Annotated in this window: 12 protein-coding genes and 1 pseudogene; 4 read left to right on the top strand and 9 right to left on the bottom strand. The window is 64.8% G+C overall.

The features are described 5' to 3' along the window. Nucleotides 1–42 precede the first annotated feature (42 nt). Entirely contained in the window at nucleotides 43–2,694 is a 2,652-nt protein-coding gene (locus KM295_RS02475) for an AAA domain-containing protein (protein WP_256028284.1), read from the bottom strand. A gap of 91 nt (nucleotides 2,695–2,785) precedes the next feature. On the opposite strand from KM295_RS02475, the gene KM295_RS02470 reads away from it, so the two are divergent. Then, a complete protein-coding gene (locus KM295_RS02470) occupies nucleotides 2,786–3,334 on the top strand; it encodes a hypothetical protein (RefSeq protein ID WP_256028283.1) in 549 nt (182 codons plus the stop codon). Between the two features lie 144 nt (nucleotides 3,335–3,478). On the opposite strand, the gene KM295_RS02465 is transcribed toward KM295_RS02470, so the two are convergent. From KM295_RS02465 to KM295_RS02445, 5 genes and pseudogenes are all read right to left on the bottom strand, one after another. After that, nucleotides 3,479–3,634, bottom strand: a complete 156-nt coding sequence (locus KM295_RS02465) for a hypothetical protein (protein WP_256028282.1) — start codon at nucleotides 3,632–3,634, stop codon at nucleotides 3,479–3,481. 102 nt (nucleotides 3,635–3,736) lie between these two features. Then, nucleotides 3,737–4,519, bottom strand: coding sequence for an HAD-IIA family hydrolase (locus KM295_RS02460; RefSeq protein ID WP_256028281.1), 783 nt, complete (start codon nucleotides 4,517–4,519; stop codon nucleotides 3,737–3,739). A gap of 72 nt (nucleotides 4,520–4,591) precedes the next feature. After that, nucleotides 4,592–5,272 carry a phosphate signaling complex protein PhoU gene (gene phoU / locus KM295_RS02455; protein WP_256028280.1) on the bottom strand — a complete coding sequence of 227 codons (681 nt, stop codon included), beginning with the start codon at nucleotides 5,270–5,272 and terminating at the stop codon, nucleotides 4,592–4,594. Further along, nucleotides 5,272–6,073: pseudogene (locus KM295_RS02450) on the bottom strand (phosphate ABC transporter ATP-binding protein). The gene phoU and the pseudogene KM295_RS02450 overlap by 1 nt, the downstream one beginning before the upstream one ends. Before the next feature lie 18 nt (nucleotides 6,074–6,091). Beyond that, nucleotides 6,092–6,244, bottom strand: a complete 153-nt coding sequence (locus KM295_RS02445; RefSeq protein WP_256028279.1) for a hypothetical protein — start codon at nucleotides 6,242–6,244, stop codon at nucleotides 6,092–6,094. 178 nt (nucleotides 6,245–6,422) lie between these two features. On the opposite strand from KM295_RS02445, the gene KM295_RS02440 reads away from it, so the two are divergent. Then, nucleotides 6,423–7,418, top strand: a complete 996-nt coding sequence (locus tag KM295_RS02440; protein ID WP_256028278.1) for a phosphate uptake regulator PhoU — start codon at nucleotides 6,423–6,425, stop codon at nucleotides 7,416–7,418. A gap of 6 nt (nucleotides 7,419–7,424) precedes the next feature. Here KM295_RS02440 and KM295_RS02435 read toward each other — a convergent pair whose 3' ends face one another. Genes KM295_RS02435 through KM295_RS02425 form a run of 3 tightly spaced genes read right to left on the bottom strand, consistent with a single transcriptional unit; the run spans nucleotide 7,425 to nucleotide 10,304 of the window. After that, nucleotides 7,425–7,748, bottom strand: coding sequence for a DUF7126 family protein (locus tag KM295_RS02435; protein WP_256028277.1), 324 nt, complete (start codon nucleotides 7,746–7,748; stop codon nucleotides 7,425–7,427). Next, nucleotides 7,741–8,658 carry a glutamine-hydrolyzing GMP synthase gene (gene guaA, locus KM295_RS02430; RefSeq protein ID WP_256028276.1) on the bottom strand — a complete coding sequence of 306 codons (918 nt, stop codon included), beginning with the start codon at nucleotides 8,656–8,658 and terminating at the stop codon, nucleotides 7,741–7,743. The genes KM295_RS02435 and guaA overlap by 8 nt, the downstream gene beginning before the upstream one ends. Beyond that, nucleotides 8,658–10,304 carry a CTP synthase gene (locus KM295_RS02425; RefSeq protein WP_256028275.1) on the bottom strand — a complete coding sequence of 549 codons (1,647 nt, stop codon included), beginning with the start codon at nucleotides 10,302–10,304 and terminating at the stop codon, nucleotides 8,658–8,660. Before KM295_RS02425 ends, guaA begins: the two co-directional genes overlap by 1 nt. Nucleotides 10,305–10,461: 157 nt before the next feature. On the opposite strand from KM295_RS02425, the gene KM295_RS02420 reads away from it, so the two are divergent. Continuing rightward, nucleotides 10,462–12,198, top strand: a complete 1,737-nt coding sequence (locus KM295_RS02420; RefSeq protein ID WP_256028274.1) for a hypothetical protein — start codon at nucleotides 10,462–10,464, stop codon at nucleotides 12,196–12,198. A gap of 121 nt (nucleotides 12,199–12,319) precedes the next feature. After that, a complete protein-coding gene (locus tag KM295_RS02415) occupies nucleotides 12,320–13,936 on the top strand; it encodes an FtsZ/tubulin family protein (protein WP_256028273.1) in 1,617 nt (538 codons plus the stop codon). Nucleotides 13,937–14,001: the final 65 nt, after the last annotated feature.

The raw sequence follows: 14,001 nt of genomic DNA, 5'->3' as shown, positions 1-14,001 counted from the left end.
ATGTACCCGAGCGGAACAAACGACAGGTCGGGCGGTGCGTAGTCACTCTGCCCACTCGAGCATCCGGGCATAGAACGGATCGCTCCCCAGTGCCTCCCGATCGCCGACCAACACGAGGGCTCGCTTCGCCCGCGTGAGCGCGACGTTGACCCGGCGGTAGTCCTCGAAGATCGGGCTGGAAAGCTCGCCGGTCGCGACGAAGGAGACGACGATGACCTCCGTTGCGGACCCCTGAAACCGATCGACGGTGTCGACCGTAACGTCGGAGAGTCGCCGGGATATCTCGGCGACCTGTGCACGGAAGGGTGCGATGACACCGATGTCGTCGGGATCGACGCCGGCCTTCAGGAACGATTCGACGACGTCCGCCACGCGGTCGGCCTCGGCCGCGTTCGTGTTCCCTGTCGCGGTCCCGTCCGGATCGACGAAGGTGACCGGATCGCGCAGTTCCGCCGGGAGCGTGTCGGGGGCGACGCCGTCGATGTCCCCGAGTCGACGACCCGCCACCGCGGCGTTCGCCGGCCGGAGCGCGCCGTCGTAGAACTCCCGACTCGAGAAGAACTGGATCCGCTGGTTCATCCGGTACTGTCTGTCGAGAAGCACCGCCGCCCCGGGGTACCGTTCGATGAGCCGCTCGAAGAGCGATCGCCCCAGGTCGTTTTCCGCCCTGACGACCGGCGGGAGCTGCTGGTGGTCGCCGATCAGCACGAACCGGTCGGCGAGCGTCGTCGCCAGGAAGGTCCCGGGTTCGGTGAGCTGGCCGGCCTCGTCGACGACCGCGACGTCGAAAGTCTCCGTTTTGAGTGTTCGGGAGCCACAGGCGGCGGTCGTCGCCGCGACGACGTCGGCGTTCCGGAGCTCCGCCGTTCGTTCCGACGGATCGCCGGTCCGATCGAGGCGGTAGCGCTCCATGTCCTCGCGGACCCCCGTCTCCGAGCCCCACCGAACCACGTCGGTAAAGCCCTGCTCTTCCAGCGCCTCGATCGCGTTGTCGACCGCCCGGTTGGTGAAAGCCGAGAGCAACACCCGTTCGCCGCGATCGACCAGCGCCCGGACGATCCGGGCGAGCGTGAAGGTCTTGCCGGTCCCCGGCGGTCCCTGGATCAACGCGAGGTCCTCGGCGGTCAGCGCCGCGTTGACCGCGTCGTTTTGGGCGTCGTTGTTGTCGATGTAGGTCCCCTCGGAGCCGCCGAACTCCGGGTCCCGGCGGCCGAAGAGGACGTCCCGGCTGTCGGGATCGCCCCTGAGGATCGCGTCGTGTAGCGCGGTCAGTTGTCTGTCGACGCCGATCTCGGAGGGGTACCGATCGAGCCGGCGGAGTTCGATGGGTTCGTCGGCGACGACGACGATCTCCTCGCCGAGTTCCCTGACCGTCGCGAGTTCGGCGGTCCCCCGGGTCGGGTGGCCGTCGCTGGCCAACACGCGATCGCCCTCCCGGATCTTCGAGACGGCCTCGTCCGTCCGGCGTGCGCGCAGCTCCCAGCGGCCGCCCGAAACGGCCTTTCGGCCGACCGGCTCGAGATCGATCAGCGCCCGGTCGTCGTCGGCGCGTTCCTCGGCGGACTGTTCCCACAGTTTGCGGTACTCGGTGTGGACTTCCCGCCGCTCCTCCTCGATCGCGCGGTAGAACCGCTCGAAGTACGCCCGTTCGGCCTCCGGTAGCGGTTCGCCGACCGTCCCGGCCTTCGACTCCTGGTCGAGCCGGCCGGCGACGGCCATACAGGTGTCCCGCTCGAAGCAGTACTCGCATTTCGCGTCGGCCTCGAAACCCGTCGGGACCGACAGGTCGTACTCGGCGGCCGCGATCTCGTTTCTGATACGGAGGACGTACTTCAGGAAGCCGGGGCCGATCGAGAACTCCTTTGCGGGCGAGAGATCACCCGACGCCTCGCCCCGGTCGAGCGCCGTGTTCTTGGTATACAGAAGCGTCCCCGTGTCCGGGGCGTCCTCGATACTGTCGGTCAAAAGGAGCGCATAGCAGGTGGCCTGTACCTTGTCCTGGAACCGCGGTTTGCGTTTGAGGTTCTTGCCGGTTTTCAACTCGACGGGCATGCCCCGCCGGACGGCGTCCGCCCGTCCCTTGATGCCGAACCGTTCGGAGATGAGCGTCTGTTCGGACCGCCAGGAGTCCTCGCCGAAGCGACCCTGCTGAAGCCAGCCCTCGATCGCGGCCGCGTTCTGTCTGACGTCGTCGGCGACGCTCTCTGCGGTCTCGCCGAGCAGACCGACCTCGATGGCCGCCTCGGCGACCCGCTCGTCGATGCTGTCCTCGATGTCCCGTCCACGGAGCAGGTCGCCGAACACCTCGTGAACGACGGTCCCCTTGAGGACGGGGTATTTCAGCGGCATGCCGGTCAGCTTGTTCAGATAGTAGATCCGGGGACACTGGACCCACCCCCGGATGTCGGTCACGTCGACGAGAAAGTCCGGCTCGACGACGACCGCCGAATCCCCCGTGGTCGAAAACTGCGTCTCGCCGCCGAACTCGCGTTCTTCGACGTCCGTAACCAGAAGCTCCATTCCCGCCTCGAGGACGGCGGCCGTCTCGGTCCACTTGCCCCAAAGCGTCACCTGCACGGGGGAGCCGGCGCCCCCATCGGGGCGGACCAGTACCTCCGCGAGGTCGCTCGTCCCGCGGCTCGTTTCGACCGTCCGGGGGTCGCGTACCTCGACGACCGGACCGCGTACGTTCACGTTCGTCCCTGCGTCCTCGGCGAAAAAACGCTGTCGGTCGTCCCATCAGGGAGTCGATAGCTTCTTTTCGCTCTCCGCCGAAGTGACGGACATGCGCGTCCGCGACTGGCAGGATATCCTCGAAGACGTCGTGGAATCAAACGCCGAGCCGAGCGGGTGGCGGGCCGTCGCCGGGGACCGAAGCGGCGGCGTCGGCGAGGACATGTTCCTCGGACACCCGTCGGTCGGCGTCTTCCAGCTGAAGACGTTCGCGAAGAACCCCTTCGAGGTACAGGGCGTCGGCTCGCAGGTCGCCCGGCGGATCGACGACGAGCTCGATCCGATCTTTCCGGGCGAGGACAGCGGCGGCCGGTTCGGCGTCAATCAGGGCATCGAGGACGAAGACCAGGCCGAAGCGCGGGCGAAGGAACTCGAAACCGTCATCGAAACCCACGCCGAGGCGCCGACGACCGGCGACGCCCTCTTCGAGGACGTCATGGACGCCCTCGATAGCCCCGCTTTCGGGCCCATGGAGTACGACATGTACGACCGGCCCGAGGAACTCGAGGACCTCTCGGACACCTTCGAGGAGGCCGAGGAACTCCTCTCTTCGGAACTCGACGACCTCATCGAGGAGGACGTCGGTCGCGGGTTCCACTGAGTTACGTATATAAATACACCGTCCGCTCGTCGGTGCCCGACGGTCCTTGCTTGGGGCACCCCCGCTCACAAACGGGCGGGACGGAGCCGGTCCGGCCGTCGGCGGCGACCGGGCCGGGGGCCGACGGTTGTCGGCCCGCGGGGGTCACTCGGGTTCGGCTCTCGTGTAGCTTCTGTAGCTCATCGTCGACCCGTCGACGATGACCATGTCGGTGCCGTGCTGTCGTTCGTGCGGCGGGTCCTCGCCGACCGCCTCGATGTCCGCATCGCCGTACGTGTACGGTGTATAGGTTTCCACCATGTTCGTGGATGGGTGTCGACCGCATATAAACCCTTGGTAGGTATTATCACGCATTACAGCGAGAGCGAAACGAAAGCTCGCGGTTCCAGCCGGAGGTGAGAATCAAAGCACGTCCGCGATGTCGGCCAGCGAGTCGATGACGTGATCCGGCGTGACGTCGCTTTCCTCGAGGTCGGCGTCGGTACTGACGCCGGTTCTGACGAGCACCGTCGTCATTCCCGCCCGGTCGCCGAGCGCGATGTCCGTGTTCAGCCGATCCCCGACGACGAGACACCGCTCCGGCGGCACGGACAGCGAATCGAGGGCCGCCCGCCGCGCCTCGGCGGACGGTTTCCCGAGGACCTTCAGGGGTTCGCGCCCGGCGGTCCCGGCGACGGCGTTGACGATCGCTCCCGAGCCGGGGACCATTCCCTCCTCGGCGGGGATCAACCGGTCGGGGTCGGTTCCGTAGAACGTCGCCCCCGCTTCGATCGCCCGATACCCGGCGAGCAGGTCGCCGTACCCGAACTCCCGTGTCCAGGAGACGACCAGCACGTCGGCGGCCGTCGCGTCGTCCACGAGGTCGATCCCGGCCGCCTCGAACTGCTCGCGGAGGCCGTCCGCGCCGATCAGAAAGACGGTCTCTTCGGTGTGTGTTTCCGCCAGATACTGCGTCGTCACCGTCCCGGCGGAGAGTATCTTATCCGGTTCGGTGTCGATCCCGAACCCCGCCAGCCGTTCGACGTAGGCCCGCCTGGATTTCGTCGGGTTGTTCGAAAAAAACAGCAGGCTAGTGTCTGCCCTCCGGAGGTCCGCTATCGCTTCGGTCGCGCCCGGGATCGCCCGTTCGCCGCGATAGATGGTCCCGTCCATGTCCAGCACGGCCCCCTCGAACGTCGAGTCCATGCCCCGATTACGGGGTGGGACCACTAATAGGGGTCGTCCTCGGAGACGCCGGCCGGGACGGGGCGGCCCCGGTCAGTAGATCAGTTCGTCGCTGTTTTCGATCATATACAGGGTTCGGGCCGCGATGTTGACCGCGTGATCCCCGACCCGCTCTAGGTCCCGGATCGTCAAAAGCAGCCGCGAGACCTCCGACATGAGCGACTCGATCTCGGTGTCGGAGGAGGTGTCGTCGATCTCCGTCTCGATGAGGTCGCGGACGACGATGCCGGAGGCGTCCTCACACATCGCGTCGATATCGTCGTCCCGGTCGTCGATCTCGAAGCACCGTTCGGCGTCGTCCTCAGCGTAGGCAGTCATCGCCTTCTCGACCATCTCGATGACGGCGTCGCCGATCCCCTGGATGTCGACGTCCGGATAGAGGTCGCGTTCGGCCTGGAGCGTGTATTCGCCGAGGTTGGTCGCCAGGTCGGCGACTCGTTCGAGGTCGGTGATGATCTTAAACGAGGCGGCGATGAACCGGAGGTCGCCGGCGACGGGCTGTTGGAGCGCGAACAGGTCGATACAGTCCTGCTCCAGACCGAGATAGAGCTCGTTGATCTCGTGGTCGCCTTCGATGACTTCCTTGGCCAGCGATTCGTCTTTCGTCTCTTGGGCGTCGAGTCCCATCCGCAGCCGTTCCAGGACGATCTCGCTCATATAGAGGATCTCCTCGCGGAGCTCGCTCAACTGCTGTTGGAATCCCTTGCGCGCCATTAGGGTCGGTTTGTGGACACTCCGATATGTCTCTTCGGGAGATGTCCGACGAGCGTCCGACTGGTGAGCTCGGCGATCCCCGGCAGTTCTCCGAACTTGCCGGTGATGTAGTCCTCGACGCGGTCGGTTCCGGGATTCCCGAAGATAGCGTCGGTGTCGTCGTACTCGACGAGTTCGCCGCCGGTGAGAAAGACGGCTATCCGATCGGGGATCCGGGCGGCCTGTTGCATGTTGTGGGTGACGATGATGACCGTGTACCCCTCGGCGAGGTCGTCGATAAGATCCTCGATCTTCGGGGTCGCGACCGGGTCGAGCGCCGACGCCGGCTCGTCCATCGGGATCACCTCGGGGTTCGGTGCGATCTCGCGGGCGATACAGAGCCGCTGCTGTTGTCCCCCAGCTCCAACCCCGACTCGCCCAGCTGATCCTTCAGCTCGTCCCACAGCGCGGCGTTCTTCAGTGATCCCTCGACGCGTGCGTCGATACCGCCCTCGTACCCCTGGATACGCAGTCCGTAGGCGACGTTGTTCCGGATCGATTTCGGGAACGGGTTGGGCTTTTGAAACACCATGCCGACGCGACGCCGGAGGGGCCGATCAGCGCCGTCACCTGTCCCTCGGGGATCGACACCGTGATCTCGGAAAGCGCCCGTGTTTCGCCGTAGTGGACGCCGATGTTCCGGATCCCGATGACTGTCCGCCCCGTCCCGCGGCGTTCGGTCGTCTCGGCTACCCCGGCTGTCGGCGAATCGGCGACCGGTCCGGTCTCTGTCGTCGGGTCGGCGGTTTCCTCTGAACCTATGATTGCTCCGTATCGTCGTCACAGAGAGGAACGCGCCCGCCCGTGCTCGACGAACGCGGCCGCGGGATCGGGCGTGACCGGCCACAGGATACCGGAACGTCGGTTCCCCGCGCGTCGGCCGGACGGGTCCCCCGTCTCGCTCCATCGCTGTCCGATGATCGATACGGCCATACGTAGCTCGCTGTGCTTTCTATATATTTCTATGTTCGATAACGTTTATCTCTCTATATTGATCCCAAATCGGACGATATTGCGGCAAAGAAACCGCTGTAACGCGACGATTCCGGACCGATTGCCCGTTTCTATATATCTCGACACTAATTTATACTATATCCGCATATACCTCGATATGGAGACGCGAAAAGTCCAGGTGACCGGCGGATCTACGTACACTGTCTCGCTCCCGAAAGGCTGGGCGACCGAAAACGGGATCTCCGGCGGGAGCCGCATCGAGTTCCATCCCGAAGACGAGACGCTGCTTTTGATTCCCGAGACGGACGACGGGAAGATCGAGGGTGCGCTCGACATCACGGGACTGGAAGGCGAGGAACTCATGCGCGCCGTCGTGACGATGTACGTCAGCGGCTTCGACATCATTACGCTCGAGACCTCACAGGTGACCGCCGCCCAACGCCGGAGCATCCGCGAGGCAACCCAGGGGCTCGTCGGGCTCGAAGTGATCGGCGAGACCTCCGGCCGGGTCCGGCTGCAGGACCTTTTGGACTCCTCGGAACTGTCGATGCACAACGCCGTCACCCGGATGCGGCTCGTCGCGACGACGATGCTTGACGATGCCGTGACCGCGCTCATAGAGGACGACGACGAACTCGCCGCCGACGTCGTCCAGCGCGACGACGACGTCGACCGGCTGTGGTCGATGGTCTCGCGCGTGTTCCGGTCGGTGCTGCGCGATCCCTCGGCCGCCGCCGAGATCGGCCTCGACCGGGAGACCTGTTTCGATTATCACTCCAGCGCCAGACAGCTGGAGCGGATCGCCGACCACGCCGCAAAGATCGCGACCCACGCCCAGACGCTCGGGGCTCCGCCGTCCGACGCCGCCGAGGCGCTCGAGGCGCTCCACGGGGAAGCCACGGAGGTAATCGAGGTGGGGATGGACGCACTCTTAGAGGAAGATTCCGACCAGGCGACCCGGCTCGCAAACGACGCCAGACGGCGTCTCACCCGGATCGACGAACTCTCCCGGGCGGTCGACGATCGAATCCACGAACTGGAGGCCCAGCAGGCACAGTCGCTCGGGTTGATCGTCGATTCGCTCTCCCGGAGCGCGGACTACGGCGGCAACGTCGCCGAGACGGCGCTGCAGAACGCCGCGCCGAAGCCCTGAACGGCCCTACCGCAACAGTTCCTCGGAAACGGTATCGGGATCGAGAACCGCCGGATCGACGATGTGACCGGCCTGTCCCCTGATGAATTCCGGAACCGAATCCCGGGTATAGAAGACGATCCGGAGATCGGGATTGCAATCGAGGGCGACAGTCACGGACGTGGCCAGCCCCGCGTCGGTCACCACGAGCGTATCGGCGTCTTCGATCCCCGCCGCCTCGAGCGCCGGACGATCGGCCGTCCCCTCGGCGTGACGGACCGTCGCCCCCTGGCGTTCGAGCGCCCCGCCCAGCCCCGCGGGATCGCCGCCGGCGATGACGATCTCACTCATATTCGATCGTTGCCGGGGGTTTGTGCGTCACGTCGTAGACGACGCGGGCGACGTTTTCGTTCTCGCCGGTGATCCGCGATTGGATCCGCTGGAGCGTCTCCCAATCGAGCTCTTGGGCCCGGGCGGTCATCCCGTCGCGGGACTCGACCGAGCGGACCGAGACCACCCACCCGTGGACCCGGTTGTCGCCCTTGACACCGGTGGCCTTCCCGAGGACTGCCGCCAGCGCCTGCCAGGGTTCGTACTCTTCGAGTTCGTCCTCGACGACGTGGTTGGCCTCCCGGGCGACTTCGAGTTTCTCCTCGGTGACTTCCCCGAGGACGCGGATCGCCAGCCCGGGACCGGGGAACGGCATTCGCTCGGAGACGACCTCCTCGAGGTCCAGCGCGCGTGCGACCTCCCGGACCTCGTCCTTGTAGAGGTCACGCATCGGCTCGACGATCCCCTCGAAATCGACGACGTCGGGGAGTCCGCCGACGTTGTGGTGGGATTTGATTGTCCCCTCGCTCTCGATCCGGTCGGGGTAGATCGTCCCCTGGACGAGGTAGTCGGCGTCGACGTCGCGGGCGACGGTCTCGAATTCCCGGATGAACCCCTCGCCGATGGCGTGGCGTTTCTCCTCGGGATCGGTGATCCCCGAGAGGGCATCGAGGAACCGATCGCGGGCGTCGACGATCCGGAGACTCTCCATGTAGGAGAACGTCTCGCGGATCGATTCCGTTTCGCCCTTCCGCATCAGCCCCGTGTCGACGTACACCGGCGTGAGCTGGTCGCCGACTGCCTCGTAGGCCAAGGCGGCGGCCGTCGAGGAATCGACGCCGCCAGACAGTGCGATGACGGCGTTTTCGTCGCCGATCGCCGCGCCGATCTCTTCGATCTTCTCGCCGATGAACGGTTCGGCGTCGACCATCAGGCGGTCACCTCCTCGGCGTCGGTCTCCTCCGATTCGAGGATCGTCTCGACGAGGCTGACGAACGGCGGCGAGGCCCGCCCCGGCCGCGACCGGAACTCGGGGTGGAACTGCGTGCCGAAAAAGAACGGGTGATCCGGCAACTCCAGGATCTCCATCCGGTTTTCGGCCCGCCCCGAAAAGACCATGCCGGCGGCCTCGAGGCGCTCGATGTACTCGGGATTGACCTCGTAGCGGTGTCGGTGTCGTTCGGTACAGGCGGTAGCGCCGTAGACCTGGTGGGCGATCGTTCCGGGCTCGATGTCCGTCTCGTGGGCGCCGAGCCGCATCGTCCCGCCCATGTCCTCGATTTCGTACTGCTCGGGGAGGATGTCGATGACCGGGTGCGGCGTCGACTCCTCCATCTCCGCCGAATGGGCCCCTTCGAGCCCACAGACGTTCCGGGCGAACTCCACGACGGCCATCTGAAAGCCCAGACACAGCCCGAGGAACGGCACGTCGTTCTCGCGGGCGTACTGAACGGCCCCGATCTTTCCCTCGGTCCCGCGGGCCCCGAACCCGCCGGGGACGATGATCCCCTCGGCGCGTTCGAGCCGCGCTTCGTGGTCGCCGTCCATCTCGTCGGCGTCGACCCACAGGACGTTGATGTCGGTGTTCGTCTCGAAGCCGGCGTGTTTCAGCGACTCGTGGATCGAGAGATACGCGTCCTCGAGGGCGTACTTGCCGACCAGCGCGATGTCGATCTCCTCGGTCGTCTCCTGTGTGACGATTCCTCGCCACTCGTTTTCGCGGTCGGCTTTCTGGATCGCCTCTCCCGCGAGATCGAGTTCGGACATGACGTACTCGTCGAGCCCCTCGTCTTCGACCATGAGCGGGACGTGGTAGATGTCCTCGACGTCGGGGTTCGAGAAGACCGCATCGACGGGAACGTCACAGAACAGCGCGATTTTCCGTTTGGTTTCGGGGTCGAGTCTGTCCTCACAGCGGCCGACGACGATGTCCGGCTGGAGGCCGATCGACCGGAGTTCCTTGACCGAATGCTGGGTCGGTTTCGTCTTCTGTTCGCCGTTCTTCGAGTACGGGACGAGCGTCACGTGCGCGAAGATGATATCGTCGTCGTCCTCTTCGTGGGCGAACTGTCGCAGCGCCTCCAGATACGGCATTCCCTCGATGTCGCCGACAGTCCCGCCGACCTCGATGAGACAGACGTCGTGGCCCTCGGCGGCCTCCCGGATCCGCCGTTTGATGTCGTCGGTGATGTGAGGGATGATCTGGACGGTGTTTCCCAGGTAATCGCCCGCGCGCTCCTTCTCGATGACGTGGCGGTAGGTCTTGCCCGTCGTGATGTTGTGATCGAAGGTCATATCGATATCGAGGAACCGCTCGTAGTTCCCGAGATCGAGATCGACCTCTCCGCCGTCCTTCAGGACGTATACCTCCCCGTGCTGGTAAGGGTTCATCGTTCCCGCGTCGACGTTGAGGTACGGATCGATCTTCACTGCCGTCACGTCGAAGCCGGCGTTGGCGAGTAATCGGCCGGTACTGGCGGCCGTAATCCCCTTGCCGAGCCCGGACATCACCCCGCCGGTTACGAAAACGAATTTGTTCCCCAACGTGGGATCGTACTCAGTAAGTTCCGTCGGCATACTGACGGTGCGCGAGCGTTCAACTAAACCGTTTCGACCGCCCCCACGGTCGGTACGTGGTGACGTTCGACTCCCGTCCGAAACGGGTCGATCACGTCCGACCGAACCTACGAACCTCACGCCGGATTTATATATTCCAAATACGACAGGCCGGTACATGCGGTACAATCGGGGGGCACTCCTGGCGTGGGCTGCGGCCGGAATCCCGCTTGCGGTGTCGTTACTACAGGCCATTGTGGCCGGCGCTGTCGGAACGGATACGGCGGCTGGATTGCTGATTGTCCCGGGGTTCTACGGGGCGGCGGTGGCGACCGAGGGCGGTGCGGGGGCCGTGTCCGTCCTCTGTTTCTTCGGCGCCCTCGGCTGGCTGGGGCAGGGGATCGCCCTCTTCGTCCGCAGCGAGCGACGGCTCGGGATCGCATTCGGCGTCGGTACCGGCGTCGTGGTCGTCCTGTTGTTCGGCTGGCTCGCCGTCTCCGCCATTTCGGCGGGCGCACTCGCGTCGCTTCTCTTGGTACTGCTGGTTTCGGTCGTTACGGTCGGCGGCGTCGTCGGCGCGCTCGTACTGATGCCGGACCAAACCCCCTCCAGCGGACGTTCGGATACCGGATCTGATTCGGAGCGTGACAGCCACGCTGACACGGTCAGCGGGGACGCTCCCGATACTGAGCCGAATCCCTCGACCGTCGATAACGCGACGCTCGATCGGCTGGAGGAGATCGCACCCGACGCCGTCCGGTACGCCCGCGAGAACGCGGCTCAGGGCGACGACAGGATCGAAACGGAGCTTTACCGCGGGATTGAAACCGCACTCGCCGACGGCTGGTTCGAGATGTCCGTCGCGTCCAGGTACGGTGAGGGATACGAGATCGTCAACCTGCCCGCCCGGCTCCGGGAACTCGATCTCCCGACTGTCGGCGGTCGATGCCACGTCGGCGAACTCGAACGACACGTCCGGGACTGGATCGACGACGAGGAGATCTCGATTCGGGACATCGCGTTCGCGATCGAGGCGATCGACGACCACCGGTCGGATATAGAATCCTATGTCCGGGAACGGGAAGAAGAGTTCGACCGGATACTGAACGAGGTCCGATCCGATATCGAATCAATCCGAACGGTGGCCGACGAGATCGACGGTACGGTCGGGGAGCGGACACGGATGCTGGTCATCGAGAATCGCCACTCTGAGTTCGACGGCGTCGGGGGCATCGAGAACGGGATCGCCGAGGCGAAGTCCGACCTCCACGAGTGTACGTTCGCCGAGGCGACACAGCAGCTTCGGGAGCTACGTTCGGAGTCGGAGGCGCTTTTGACCGCGGTCGATTTCCTCCGGAGCCTCATCGGCGGGATCGAACACGGTCAACGGTCCGCCCGGATCCCGAACGGGATCGCGAAACAGCTCTACGCCGAACTCGAACCGCTGTTGGAACAGCAGTACGGTGTGGGGCTCTCCATCGAGGACGAACGGATCCTGATCGAGAACACCGGCGAGAAATCCCGTTCCGTCAGGAGAGCCGATACCGGCCCCGAGCGGGAACCGGAGCACGCTCACGGAGGATCCGGCGGAGGCCCCGCTCCAGAGACGGTCGACCCCGAGGAGCTCACTGACGAGATCCTCTATACTCTGCGGGAACTCAAGCGCGACCGATCCGACGGAAACGTCGTCGAGTACCAAACCGAAAAGCTCCCCGAAAGAGTCGCGGATCCGGGAACGCTCGCGGCACTGGCGACCTTCTGTCGTCGACAGTCCGACATCGTCGAGCGAGTCACGCTACAGGAGAACGCCCCGCCCGGCTTCCTCGAGATCCGTTTCACTGACAGGACGGCCGTCGCGGACGGGATCGACGAACTCGTCGATCGGTTCCTCGACCGGTACTCGAGCGGCCGGTAACGATCGGCGACGACCGACGGTGAACCGCCGATCGTCCCCGAACGATCTCACTGTTTAAGAGGGTGCGCGCGCTACCCCCTGGCAATCCGGGGAGACAATGACACGGGTATGTAAGATCTGTATGGAACGAACGGGGCAGTGGGACAGCGACACGCTCGTCGAACACATCCGGGCCAGACACCGCGACGAACGGCAGTCGATCGAGACGATGTATCCGGACCTGGTCGAGGACGTGTTCAGCGGCCCTGACCCGGCTGAATCGCCGGAGAACGGCGCGAGCACGGGGGCGACGATGGGAACCGAGGACCCGATCGAGACCGATACGGGGATCGATACGATCGCGTCCGAGACGCCGACCGACGATCACCTCGACGACGCCTACGGGAAGAAGTGGTATCTGATCGGCGTCGGCGGAGCGGGAAACAATATCCTCGATGCGATCCTCCTCCGGCGGGACACCTTAGAGGAGAACCACGAACAGCGCGCGGTGATCTGGAACGGCGGGCTGGCGGGCTACGGCGCGCTCAACACGAACGTGAGCGAACTCGAACAGACCTACTACGCACAGGAGGAACACGGGTACAGCCGCAACGACCTGCTGCCGAACTGTATCATCGGTTTCGGGAAGCACGATTACGCGGGGGCCGGGTTCCGCTGGGACCTCGGCCGCGATCTCATCGAAGCCGACTTCGAGGACGACGCCAACCCCTTCCAGGAGCGGTGGGACATCAAACAGCAGCACCTCAAGGACTCACAGGCGATCATGTTCATCCACAGCGTCACGAAAGGGACCGGCTGTGGGGCGACGCCGGTGCTCGCTGACATGATCCGGGAGCGCGTCCTCGACGACGACTTCGTGGTGCAAAAGCCGTTCTTCAGCAGCATCGTCCTGCCGTCCCGCGGCCGGCGGTACGCTGATTTCGGCGGGAGGGCGAAGGTCAACGGGATCGTCGGGCTGACGCGCGCTTCGAAGGCCGTCGACGCAATCATCCCCTTCGACAACCAGCGGCTCGATAGCGTCAAAAGCGAGATCCACCCCCGTATCAACCGCCTCGACGAGTACAACCCACCCCAGTACCAGGAGATCAACAAACCGCTCGTCGCGTTCCTGGAGGCGTTTACGATGTCGTCGGTGCCGCAGTTCCTCGACCGGGAGGCGACGATGTCGATCATGGGCGACGTCTTCGACCCGGCCGACAGCTTCCGGCCGGTCCAGGACAAATACCAGGTTGATCCCGAACGCGAGTACACCCCGGCCGTCATCCTGGCACCGGTGCTCGGCCGCATGCGGGCCGACTCCTTCGACCGATCTAAACTCGAAATCCTCGCGCGGAACGCGCTGTTTCAGAACAAACTCGCCGAGTTCGATCCGACCACCTCCTGGGGCGGTACGTTCCTGTTGTACGGACCCAACGAGAAAATGGAAGAGATCTCGAAACTCGTCAACGACGGGGTCGTCTCCGAGATCCTCGCGAGCGACGAGTTCCTCGACGCCGACGGGACGAACGGCTCCGAGTCGATCGACATCCACGTCAACCAACTCGTCACGCCGTATCTCGACGACGTCTACCTGTGGGGGACGCTGTGGAACCCCGAGATGCCGCCCCTAGAGGAGATGTACGACCACGCCAAGAAGCTCAAACAGGAAGGCAACAGCGAGCAGGCCGATAACATCCGCGACGTCTGGTCGGATATCGAACCGCTGTTCTCCTGTCTCGGCCGAGAAAACATGCCGTGAGCGTCTGAACCCCGTTATCTCCCGCTGACTGCGGTTTCCGTATCGGTCCCATCTAGCGACCCCCG

The organism is Natronomonas aquatica, assembly GCF_024449025.1.
GTDB classification, from domain to species: domain Archaea; phylum Halobacteriota; class Halobacteria; order Halobacteriales; family Haloarculaceae; genus Natronomonas; species Natronomonas aquatica.
Note: the sequence above shows the minus strand (reverse complement) of the source record. Positions and strands in the feature narration are given on the sequence as shown.

Coding starts and splice junctions, on each gene's coding strand:
- KM295_RS02415 (WP_256028273.1), top strand. CDS start 12,320: ATGGAACGAACGGGGCAGTGGGACAGCGACACGCTCGTCGAACACATC.
- phoU (WP_256028280.1), bottom strand. CDS start 5,272: ATGGCGCGCAAGGGATTCCAACAGCAGTTGAGCGAGCTCCGCGAGGAG.
- KM295_RS02425 (WP_256028275.1), bottom strand. CDS start 10,304: ATGCCGACGGAACTTACTGAGTACGATCCCACGTTGGGGAACAAATTC.
- KM295_RS02435 (WP_256028277.1), bottom strand. CDS start 7,748: ATGAGTGAGATCGTCATCGCCGGCGGCGATCCCGCGGGGCTGGGCGGG.
- KM295_RS02420 (WP_256028274.1), top strand. CDS start 10,462: ATGCGGTACAATCGGGGGGCACTCCTGGCGTGGGCTGCGGCCGGAATC.
- KM295_RS02470 (WP_256028283.1), top strand. CDS start 2,786: ATGCGCGTCCGCGACTGGCAGGATATCCTCGAAGACGTCGTGGAATCA.
- KM295_RS02465 (WP_256028282.1), bottom strand. CDS start 3,634: ATGGTGGAAACCTATACACCGTACACGTACGGCGATGCGGACATCGAG.
- KM295_RS02460 (WP_256028281.1), bottom strand. CDS start 4,519: ATGGACTCGACGTTCGAGGGGGCCGTGCTGGACATGGACGGGACCATC.
- KM295_RS02445 (WP_256028279.1), bottom strand. CDS start 6,244: ATGGCCGTATCGATCATCGGACAGCGATGGAGCGAGACGGGGGACCCG.
- KM295_RS02440 (WP_256028278.1), top strand. CDS start 6,423: ATGGAGACGCGAAAAGTCCAGGTGACCGGCGGATCTACGTACACTGTC.
- guaA (WP_256028276.1), bottom strand. CDS start 8,658: ATGGTCGACGCCGAACCGTTCATCGGCGAGAAGATCGAAGAGATCGGC.